11 protein-coding genes and 1 pseudogene are annotated in these 9,304 nt (G+C 36.9%); 1 reads left to right on the top strand and 11 read right to left on the bottom strand.

From position 1 onward, the window contains the following. Positions 1–69 precede the first annotated feature (69 nt). The 6 genes from AMS66_RS16260 to AMS66_RS16235 all read right to left on the bottom strand — a co-directional run bounded on the left by AMS66_RS16260 (position 70) and on the right by AMS66_RS16235 (position 5,556). Positions 70–681, bottom strand: coding sequence for a hypothetical protein (locus tag AMS66_RS16260; RefSeq protein ID WP_053781791.1), 612 nt, complete (start codon positions 679–681; stop codon positions 70–72). Between the two features lie 304 nt (positions 682–985). Then, positions 986–1,900 carry a phosphotransferase gene (locus AMS66_RS16255; protein ID WP_053781790.1) on the bottom strand — a complete coding sequence of 305 codons (915 nt, stop codon included), beginning with the start codon at positions 1,898–1,900 and terminating at the stop codon, positions 986–988. Between the two features lie 335 nt (positions 1,901–2,235). Then, positions 2,236–2,793, bottom strand: a complete 558-nt coding sequence (locus AMS66_RS16250) for a hypothetical protein (RefSeq protein WP_053781789.1) — start codon at positions 2,791–2,793, stop codon at positions 2,236–2,238. Between the two features lie 185 nt (positions 2,794–2,978). Continuing rightward, complete coding sequence (locus AMS66_RS16245; RefSeq protein WP_053781788.1) at positions 2,979–4,379, bottom strand: DUF3883 domain-containing protein; 1,401 nt, start codon at positions 4,377–4,379, stop codon at positions 2,979–2,981. Positions 4,380–4,561: 182 nt separating this feature from the next. Further along, entirely contained in the window at positions 4,562–5,161 is a 600-nt protein-coding gene (locus AMS66_RS16240; protein WP_053781787.1) for a hypothetical protein, read from the bottom strand. Between the two features lie 170 nt (positions 5,162–5,331). Continuing rightward, positions 5,332–5,556, bottom strand: coding sequence for a helix-turn-helix domain-containing protein (locus tag AMS66_RS16235; protein ID WP_053781786.1), 225 nt, complete (start codon positions 5,554–5,556; stop codon positions 5,332–5,334). Between the two features lie 153 nt (positions 5,557–5,709). Here AMS66_RS16235 and AMS66_RS16230 point away from each other — a divergent pair, with 153 nt between their 5' ends. Continuing rightward, positions 5,710–5,997: a DUF6809 family protein gene (locus AMS66_RS16230; RefSeq protein WP_053781785.1), complete on the top strand. Its 288-nt coding sequence runs from the start codon at positions 5,710–5,712 to the stop codon at positions 5,995–5,997. A 240-nt stretch (positions 5,998–6,237) separates the two neighbouring features. Here AMS66_RS16230 and AMS66_RS16225 read toward each other — a convergent pair whose 3' ends face one another. The 5 genes and pseudogenes from AMS66_RS16225 to AMS66_RS33780 all read right to left on the bottom strand — a co-directional run. Further along, on the bottom strand, positions 6,238–6,654 hold the full coding sequence (locus AMS66_RS16225) for an SMI1/KNR4 family protein (RefSeq protein WP_053781784.1): 417 nt from the start codon (positions 6,652–6,654) through the stop codon (positions 6,238–6,240). 283 nt (positions 6,655–6,937) lie between these two features. Next, positions 6,938–7,336: a VOC family protein gene (locus tag AMS66_RS16220; protein ID WP_053781783.1), complete on the bottom strand. Its 399-nt coding sequence runs from the start codon at positions 7,334–7,336 to the stop codon at positions 6,938–6,940. 246 nt (positions 7,337–7,582) lie between these two features. Then, positions 7,583–8,698: a site-specific tyrosine recombinase/integron integrase gene (gene xerA, locus AMS66_RS16215; protein WP_236703438.1), complete on the bottom strand. Its 1,116-nt coding sequence runs from the start codon at positions 8,696–8,698 to the stop codon at positions 7,583–7,585. Between the two features lie 80 nt (positions 8,699–8,778). Continuing rightward, positions 8,779–9,090: a hypothetical protein gene (locus AMS66_RS32350; protein WP_144424510.1), complete on the bottom strand. Its 312-nt coding sequence runs from the start codon at positions 9,088–9,090 to the stop codon at positions 8,779–8,781. Further along, positions 9,029–9,304 (bottom strand): annotated as a pseudogene (locus AMS66_RS33780) (B12-binding domain-containing radical SAM protein); the annotation flags it as partial. The gene AMS66_RS32350 and the pseudogene AMS66_RS33780, both read right to left, overlap by 62 nt.

Here is a 9,304-nt window from a genome sequence, read left to right as displayed (position 1 = left end):
CAAGGACGAATGTCCGCAGCGTGAATATGATGTTATCGGAAGAAATATATTCTTTGAAATACTTCCATTTTAATTTTCAAATCTCCGATTTACTACGAATCCAAAAAACTCTAATAACTCTTCAATTGTTTGTATAGAACGGATTTGCCTTAAATAATTGATATTTTCAAATAACAAACTATCCTTTTCTATTAACTCCTCAATGACAATTGTTTTCTCTGGGAAGAGTATGTTTAGATGTTCAATATACTTCTCTTCTGATTTCCCTCTATAAAATGATGGGGCATGGGAATAATTATTGCTTTTAAAAACAAAATAAAAACCTAAATCACTTAAATACTGGGGTATATCAATTTTGATGTGTAATGCTTTCTTTTGAATTATATAATATAAATTCCTATCAACATTCTCCAAGTCTATAACATATTTATCAGGATAATAATGTGTAAGTTTTGTAATTATCTCATCATTAGCTTTTGGATATTTAGATAATGGTTTGAAATTGTAACCTAAAAATTTAAGGTATGATTGAAGAGATCCAATAATATTTTTAGCATTCTTTATTGTCTTTATCTCTTGGTACAGTTCTTTAGGTAAGGCTTTATAATTTGTGATTTCTTTATTGCTAACGTATTGATTTATCTTATCAATAAGGTCTAATTCTTCCTTCGTATAATTCATTAATTATCTCCTTAGTCTACATATTATTTCCGATAACGTTGTTGCATTCACGACGTCCCACCGACTCAAGGTAGCTTGCTTCCGGCCGCGATGCGGTTAGTCGGTGCGGATGTGTCCCGGCAATTGCTTCCTCGCTCCTCACTTCCGGGACCGAGAGGCGTCAGTCCCGATGCGTGAATGCGTTGTTATATGATATAATTTCCCACTTTTCCGAATAAAGACAGGACGTTGACCCTCGTTATATTTTCAGAGAAATTTATTTATTCGAATCAATTATCGTTCTCCTTTAGCGAAATGAAATATCTTAATCAGCGAGCGCACGTTTTATGTTCGCCTTTGCTTCATCAATCAACCTTATATCATTAAGATTAATTGCCTGCATCATGATCAAAATGGGGATGTATATTGCAATCAATCGTGCTAATATCTCCGTTTCTTCATCAACTTCTCCATATACTTTGAAAAAGTTTGAGCGCGCATCCGGAGGTAAAAAGCTATACACAACATTCAGGTCACAAGCAGGATGACCTATGTTTATATCTCCCCAGTCGATAATCCCTGAGATTTTTCCATTCTCATCTACCAGCATATTCTTAAAATGAAGGTCACCATGAAGGAATGTATACTTTTGCTTCACTTTTTTAGTTCTAAGCTGTTCTAAATAATTCGATAAAGCAAGGTACTCTTCTTCGCTTAAATGAAGGGCAATGTCAGAGAGGAATTTATGCATCTTTTCTTTACGCATCGTAATATCAGTCAGATTTCTATGATCATGTTGAACTCCATTTTCTTGGGCTATCTGCATTGGGAATGCATGTAAGTTTTTTAGAAATACAGCAAGAGTTGTTGCTGAAAGAGCACGTTGCTTGTCAGTTAATCCGATTGGAAACTCGCCGGATAAATAGCGGTAGCCCAAAAAGGGTGCTGGATAACCATAATCCCCTTCCCCAAAAAATAACGGTATCGAATATTCAATCGAACAATAGTCTTTAAGCTTAGGCAGTATCTTTCTCTCCATCCTTAAAGAATTAATTGCAACTTCTCTCCTTGGAAATCGGAATACATATTCGGCCCCGACAAGATAAACCGTATTGTCCCACCCATGTCCTAGTTTTTGTACGATTTTTGAAGCTAACTGTGGGAACTGATTGCTTATTAATTTATGCGCTAATTCTTCTGATACTTCCCATTCTGCATCCCATTGATTCGAACTACCCATATCTCTTTATCGCCCCCTATAAAATAGAAAATCTACTCACTCGACCTTAACCCATACCATATCACACCACTGATTCTTGCTATTTTCCTGCCTTTGTTACATAATCATCGCCATTTATATATTTCAACAAGCAACAGGACGTTGCGAATGTGGATCTTTTAACTGTTTTGGGGCATTATTTCATATAACGTTCCTGTATTCACGAACCCCAAAGGGGTTGTCTGCTGAAATTACTCCTTGAAATCCCTCCGCAGACCAAGGCTCCGAAGGAGACGCTGCTTGAATATTATGTTATACGACGGTATTGCTTCTTGAGCATGCCCTTACTGATCTTTTCAGATTACTTTTTTATTTTTCTTTATATTTTCCAAATTTCTTTGTAGCTTTTCAGCTAATTCCTTTGAAATATTATTAACTTCGTACAACTCTATCCATACAGTGAATAAAGCCATTTTAAGCTTCTCACTTATATCAATCACTGTTTCACTACTTAAATATGATGGTAATTTTTTTTTCTGCTCTTCTGAAAAGGACTCCATTAATTGATCGAAATCAGCTTCTGAAAAACTGTATTCCAGTTCATGAGCAAATGCATTTCTCAATTTATTTATCTTTAATATGGAACTCATTGTTTCTAATGGAAGTAAGTCTAAAGCAAATACAAATCTAACTTTATCAATGAAACGCAACTTACCTTTTAATATCTCTGGATGCACCAATGTACTCAATAACATCTTCTCTAATTCATACTCAATATATAAATGAGCCCTTAATATAGTTTGAAGATTACTTTCAGAACTTGTATCAAGCATAAACTTATCATGTTGTTTTGAAAAATCCTTATGTATTTCTTCCATTTGATTATAATCTTCTTCTGTAAGTATTAAATCCATAATATATCCCCCTTATTTTATAACTGTTTAAAAGCTGTTCTTTTCTGTCCTATAACGTTGTTGTATTTAAGAACCCCGAAGAGGTTGTCTGCTGAAATCCCTCCTCGAAATCCCTCTTGCTAACCAAGGCTCCAAAGAAGCCGCTGCTTGAATATATTGTTAAACGATGGGATCGCTTCTCCGAATCAGTACTCAATATTTTTTTTCTTTCTTACCTTATAGTTAAAAGGTTCCAACTCATAGAGAGCAGTATCCAAAATGTTATCTATAATTTCTAAAGTTATATGCTCCTTCTCCCCCAATATATTGCCAACTCTATAAATTAAATATTTTCCACCCCTAGTTTGACATTCTCTAGCCGTATTCACTTCATGTTGTGATATATAAAAATCACTACTTTCTTTTATTGTTGTTTTGACTTCTATGAAGATTATGTTTCCGTCATCATCATATGAAAGAATATCATACCCATTATTTGGGTCAGCAGCTTTACTATCATCGACTAAAGTGAAATAAGGTGTGTCTTTAAGTTTTTGGAGTTCATGTTCAAACACATATGCTTCTCCAAGTTTCCCTATCTGCATTTGAAATTCATGTAGTTTTAAATAATCTATAACATGAGTGACTTTACTTCTTAACTCATCAAAAGTGAACATGACTGATGAGGCACGAAGACTTTCTTCACTAACCAATTCAATTTCATTCTTCTCTATGGCTTCTTCCACTATATTATTATGCTTTTTTTTTAATGAGTCAGCACATTTAACACAAATAATACGGTTATTAACTGAACTCCAGTTAGTGGATAGGTTTGTAATATTTTGATTACATCCACCACACTTTATCATATTCACTTTTCTAGCATTTTTTATCCTTATTGGCTTTAGATCCGATATTCCGGCAAGGATTCCAAGCTTCGAAACTATGCTGTTTAGGTTTTTAAAACCGTTATATTGCTTTTCAGAAAGATGTTCAAATACGTTTTTATATCTATCTGGAACTACATACCTTGTATTTTTATAAGTAACTATTTCCCCATCTCTGTAGTCGTCACTAGTGAGCATTAATATTTCTCTAACTGAACATTCTGTTTCAAATAACAAATACCATACAAATGCCATTCGAAGAGTATCGAATTTAGTGAACTCTTGATCTAATAATTTATCAATTTTTAGAACTTCACTGAAAGATAGGCTATTCTCATAAGAGAATTTTTCATCTTTAGAAGAACCTTCTGCATCACTCATCTTCTTTAGAAAATGCCTTATCAAGTCATCTTTCAACCAAATTTCATTAAATCCATCAGGCACTATCAGATCATTTGCATATAAATATTTAAAGAAGGATTCTTTGTATAAATCTTGGGTTGTTTTCTGTTCATCGTTAATATATTTTTGATAGATCGGTAAATAGTCATTAAATGTAAGATTCCGCACATTTTCTTTCTGAGTAAAAGAAAATATATCAGCTATTGAAGAAAGGTATTGTTTGTAAGAGCTTTCAGAATGAAGTTTCAAATAGTTACTAATTATTTGCTTAGAATCATTATGTAGACTTGAGATAATCGTCATTGGACTTTTCTTCATAATTGTTTCTCCTTAGCATTAGACTTGATTTTCTAAAACGTTCTTGTATACGAATCTAAAAAGCTTAAGGTTGGTACTCCAGAGCCGACGGATATAGCTTCATGGGATAGTAAACTGACTTCGTTTCACTGCCTACCTCATCTTACAAACCAAAGGCAATGTCATATTCGAATCTAGGTAATTTATTTTGAGTTTTGTATTTTTTCTGAAATGATTTCATTAGTCCCTCTAACTATCCATATTTTTAATGATTCATCATAAGTAGCTATATAATTAGGTAATCCAGATGCTAATAGTATGTTTGACTCATTTGGTTCTAATTGCTTGTTCTTTAACAAAGGAATAATTTTATCTAATGCTTCGTGAATTGCTTCATCCGATGAAATCCCATTAAATTTAAAGTTGTAATGATCATTATTAATTTTAATCTCAATTCCAAAAGTTATTTGCTTCGACTCAACACCATTTCTTGTTATCTTGCTATACTTTTCACCCCTAATTTTTTTGAAAGTACGCACTATCACGGTTTTTATACTTTCCCATCCAGCACTTGCAAGAATTCCTGAAACCAATCCCATGGCCAATGGTGAATTAACTAAAAATGAAAAAACATTAGTAAAGTCTTCAATCGAAGCAGTAACTCTCCCACTTTTATCTATTGCTTTAAGTCCAATTCCATTCTCATTCAAATCAGATTTTATTAATGAAATGTCGATTTCTTCTAAGTGTCCAGACAAGTAAAACAATCCCAAATCATATTTTGGTGTTAGAAAGTCACTCATGTTAAGCCTCCATAGTTATTATATTTATTCATATAATTCCTAATAACATTTTTTAATAACTAAATTAACCAAGGGTTGTCTGCTGAATACTTTTCTGAGATTTTTTCCGCAGACCAAGACTCCAATAAATATCATGTTAAAGACTTAATTGCTTCTCGAAATGGCGCTCACTATTTATTTTCTTCTGGTACATATTCAATCAAATCAGATAACTTGCAGTTAAATGTATCGCATAGCTTGAATAAAGTTTCCAGCTTTGTTGTTTCTATATTTGTTTCCCTATATAACTTGTTGATTGAGTTCCGACTTAGACCTGATTTCACCATCAGTTCTGTTATATCATCTATTCGATGTTCTGCCATGAGTTCTCGTATATTGCACTTGATTACGTTCATCTTTTCCCCTCCATAGTTCTATCTTATCTCCCTCATTAGTAATCATCAACAAAAAGCGAAGTTTTAACTCTATAAAGTCAAATATTCACCTTGTAATTAACTTCATAAGGTTATATAATAACTCTATAGAGTTAATAGAAGGAGGAATATTATATGATTAATACATTAGAATTGCTTACAGAACCGCTGATAAGAATACGTCTAGAATTACTCTATACTGAACTTGTGAAATGCCATACGGAATACAAGCAACTTTCTACTGAGACAGATCAATACTTTAAAGCACTTCGCGATGCTTTGCCTGATCAACTTCAACATACAGTTTTTCTTTACGAAGACGCTCAAATTTCTCTTCAATCCATCTTAGAAAGAAGTATCTACATACAAGGTTTCAAAGACGCTCTACAACTCTTTAGTGAATTGCAAAACTCTAGCATTTAGAGGATCATATGATCCTCTTTTCTATGTATTTGATTCTGTCGTATAACGTTCGCGCATTACCGACGTCCAAATGGCTTAAGGACCAAAGGTCCGGGTGGCTCTGCCACTTAGTCGGTTGGATGTGTCACCTGAATCCACTTCTTAGAAATTTCGTCCTGGTGACCAAGGGAGCGTAGCGACCGCAGTGATAATGTAATGTTATAGGATGTGGCTTCTTCTTTGAGCAAACTCACAAAATTGTTATTTATTCTTTAATAGAGTTTTAATCATTTCTTCAATATCGTTAAATAAAAGAGTTACTTCTTGGCTCTCATGGTTTAAATAATAAACCGTTTCTTCCATATTACCTTCATTATTTATCTTATAACCTATTAAATCTCCGGTTCCATCTTCACCGATAAATATAAATCGTTCTTTCATATTTCTAAAATCCAGTTCCTTATTGTTTCTTATAATATCGTCAAAGGTCTTAGCTATTCTCTTATTATCTTTAATCGGGTATAAAATCCACTCATCAATCTCAGCATGGTTTACTAGCTTGACGAGTTCTCGAAACTTATTTGGAAATTTAGCTCCTAAAAGTTTTTCAGTATTTATAATGTCATTTTCTTCAAGACCGGGTTTTCTGGTGAATATTAATTTCCGTACCTGCTCCATTGAATAATCCCCCAATAATTGTGATTAAATATGTATCTAAGCCATTTCCTATAACGTTGTTATGTTCACGATGCCGAGAGGCTTAAGGGGACGAAGTCCCCGGCTGCGCTTGCGCAGTTAGCCTCGCAGGTGTGTCCGCCTGATCCGCGCTCCCTCGAAATGCCTCGGGCGGACCGAGGGCCGAATGGCCCGATGCGTGAATATTATGTTAGCAGATTTCCCCGACTTCTTCGGCCTGCTCACTAATCAACTCTTCTATTCAAACTTGTTTCACCTATTTTAATTAAATTTCTTTAGTTCCAATGATCATTTTTATTCGTTCTCGTTCCTCGCTCTTATCCAAGTATTCAAAAAATCCAAGACGATTTCCCCAAGGATCTGTAAAGGTTCCCCATTTGACTGGAACCTCTGGTCTTGAGTATATTTCAAAATCATCTATTTCTATTAATTCAACAAGTCTATCTCTTTGAGCTTCAATATTCGTTGTGCCCAAGCGCAATGGTCCATTACCTTCTGTGGGTATTCCTTCAGCAACCTGTAACCAGCAACCAGGAATTAGTTCCCACTCTGCAAATCCCTCATGAGGTATAAAATCAGGCTTTCTATTTAAGAGTGTTTCATACCATTTCTGTCCTTCTTCAATGTTAGATACCCGAACTTGAGTAGTCATTTCAAAAATCATTTTTATTCCCCTCCAAAATATGTATGGTTTTATTTCCAACAATTTAAAAAGATTTTATCATCTTAATTATGTACCTATAGCGTTTTAGAATGTTCTTTAACTCTCGGGGATTTCTGCTAACATCTAATTTATGTACTTCGTAAATACCACAGATCCTGCATGATTTCTGAACTACGTATATGATACCCCAAGCAGTGGTATTTGCGAAGAAGAATTTGGTGAAAAAGGTAGATTTATAGCAAACACTCAATCTCCCAGATCCAAACGATCCAATGGGCTCTGAATACGCTGAATATTTTTCGTACTCACATGCGTATATCGCTGTGTTGTTCGTGCACTCGTGTGACCAAGTAGTTCCTGAATATAGCGCAGGTCTGTTCCGTTTTCCAACAAATGAGTAGCAAAAGAGTGCCTCAAGACATGAATACTAACCTTTTTCACAATGTCTGCACGTTGTCTGGCTTCTTCAAAAACCTTCTGCACACTCCGCTCCGTAAGATGCCGATCAGAAGATTGCCCTGGAAAGAGCCAACGAGTTGGTCTATATTCAGTGACGTATTTCTGCACCATATCCCACGCTAGACTCGATAGGATCGTTCTCCGATCCTTTTGCCCCTTCCCCTGTCTCACGATGAGTGTTTGCCTTTCAATATCAAGATCGCTGCACCGCAAACGCACAACTTCACTTACACGAAGTCCAGAAGAATAGGTTAGAAACAATATGGCCTTATGTTTAGGGTTGGTTACGGATTTGAGCAATTGAGCGACTTCCTTTTCCGACAATACTTGCGGAAGCTTGGTCTGCTTCTTGGGACGAATATACTGGATTTCCGTAGGGTGATGGAGTACATGTTTGCAATAGAAGCGGAGCGCGCTAATCGTCTGATTCACGCTTGAATGGGAGATCCCTCGCTCAAGTAAACCTAAACAATACGTCTGAATTTTGGAAGTAGTCACATCGGTATCTTTAAGGGGAAAGCTACTCAGAAAACGTTCGACCTGATTACAATATGCTTTAATCGTTTTGCGGCTGTATCCTCGTAACTTTAATGCCTTCTGTAACGGCTCTTTGCTCCATGGATGGTTTGCCTTACTAGCTTTCCATTGCTGTAAATTCTCATTTTCAACCCACAACTCTGGGGTAATCAGAACGTCATCAGGATCAAATTGATTCATGAACTCCTGAAGAGCAGCTATGGTGTATGGGATGATCCACACTTTTTGTTTGGCTTCCCACGTTCTGCCATTAATCCGACGAATCCGCTCAATATATGCAGGGTTATATGGGATATGAATGCGCAGTAACTCAGCGGAACCTTTAGTTATGGTAATCGCATTTTCAGTAGTAGCATATTTATTCATAGGAAACTCTCCTTCGTTTGAATAGGTTATGTTTTTGACCCAAATTCGGAAAAACAAAAAGGAAGGCCCTTCTTCATCCACTAGGGAATCAGACGACCTTCCGATGCTTTCGGAACGTATATGTTTTGATAAAAGGTGAAGCGGAGCGCGGCTTGTGCAGTGGCAAGCCGCGTAAGGGTGAGGTGCTGCGCCCAATGGGGCAGCACCTCACGGGATTGCACCGCGTCCATAACCGCGGTGCTCACCGTTGTAGCACCAGAACGGCAAAGCCATGGTGCTTCCCCCACTGCATGCAGCCATCGGCCATGCAGCTCCCCAATGCCGCTGCACCTACATGGCAGCGGCTTCTTCTCCCAGCGGCAGCGTGTAATACTGCGCCTGCTGCCCTTCATGCTGCTGGTACACAACGACCAGCAGCGTCCGGCCTTTCGCGGCAAGCGGGCTGGCGCCAGCTAGCACACGCTCAAGCCGGAACGGAAGCACATCCAATACGGTGTGCTTCTGCAGTTCCTTTTCGCCGAGACCAAGGTCGGCGAAAGCACGGGCACCCATGACCGTCTGTGCGGTCATGGCTGAGGTCATCGGCAACGCACGCGAAGCGTTGCC

This window comes from Paenibacillus xylanivorans (assembly GCF_001280595.1).
Lineage (GTDB): Bacteria > Bacillota > Bacilli > Paenibacillales > Paenibacillaceae > Paenibacillus > Paenibacillus xylanivorans.
Note: the sequence above shows the minus strand (reverse complement) of the source record. Positions and strands in the feature narration are given on the sequence as shown.